1 pseudogene (cut by a window edge) is annotated in these 372 nt (G+C 72.8%); it reads right to left on the reverse strand.

What is annotated here, in order from left to right:
- Positions 1-372, reverse strand: a pseudogene (locus Q0326_RS06685) (TonB-dependent receptor); its annotated part reaches 162 nt to the left of the window's first position; the annotation flags it as partial.

Consider the following 372-nt stretch of genomic DNA (forward strand, 5'->3'; position numbering starts at 1 on the left):
GCGCGCCCAGCGGTGGCGGATCAGCGCGGGCTGTTGGCCGAGATCGGCGAACAGCCGGAAATTGGCGATGGCGAGGCTCGAGAAATGGAGATTGCCGGTCGCGGTGCCGAAGCCGTCGACGGTGGTGGCGCTCTGCCACGATCCGGTCATCCGTGCGCCGATGCCGTTCTGCGTCAGGCCGATCTGGAGGTCGACCTGCTGGCGCGGCTGGCCGCCGCCGGTGCCGGTGGCGCCGCCGTCGAGCAGGTCGATCACCGGGCCGCCGGGGCGGACGAGGATGTCGTCGCGGAAATACCAGGTGTGATAGACCGAGATCTGCAGCCGCCCGCCGGCACCGCCGCCGCCGCCGCCTCGACCACCGCCGCCCCCGCC

Source organism: uncultured Sphingomonas sp. (genome assembly GCF_937859915.1).
GTDB lineage: Bacteria > Pseudomonadota > Alphaproteobacteria > Sphingomonadales > Sphingomonadaceae > Solisphingomonas.